At 42.8% G+C, this 435-nt stretch carries 2 tRNA genes and 1 rRNA gene; all 3 read left to right on the top strand.

The window, feature by feature from the left end:
* A 16S ribosomal RNA gene (locus IDG45_RS13760) occupies positions 1–52 on the top strand; the annotation flags it as partial.
* A 91-nt stretch (positions 53–143) separates the two neighbouring features.
* A tRNA-Ile gene (locus tag IDG45_RS13755) sits at positions 144–220 on the top strand.
* An 18-nt stretch (positions 221–238) separates the two neighbouring features.
* Positions 239–314, top strand: a tRNA-Ala gene (locus IDG45_RS13750).
* The last annotated feature ends 121 nt before the right edge of the window (positions 315–435 follow it).

Below are 435 nucleotides of genomic sequence, written 5' to 3'. Positions count from 1 at the left end.
GAAGTCGTAACAAGGTAGCCGTATCGGAAGGTGCGGCTGGATCACCTCCTTTCTAAGGATATATTCGGAACATCTTCTTCAGAAGATGCGGAATAACGTGACATATTGTATTCAGTTTTGAATGTTTGTTCATTCAAATTAATGGGCCTATAGCTCAGCTGGTTAGAGCGCACGCCTGATAAGCGTGAGGTCGGTGGTTCGAGTCCACTTAGGCCCACCATTAATTTAATACCTGTTTGGGGGCTTAGCTCAGCTGGGAGAGCGCCTGCTTTGCACGCAGGAGGTCAGCGGTTCGATCCCGCTAGTCTCCACCATTATTTGTACATTGAAAACTAGATAAGTAAGTAAAATATAGATTTTACCAAGCAAAACCGAGTGAATAAAGAGTTTTAAATAAGCTTGAATTCATAAGAAATAATCGCTAGTGTTCGAAAG

This window comes from Staphylococcus sp. EG-SA-10, from assembly GCF_017151945.1.
Taxonomy (GTDB): Bacteria; Bacillota; Bacilli; order Staphylococcales; family Staphylococcaceae; genus Staphylococcus; species Staphylococcus aureus.
This window is presented reverse-complemented; position numbering and strand designations above follow the sequence as displayed.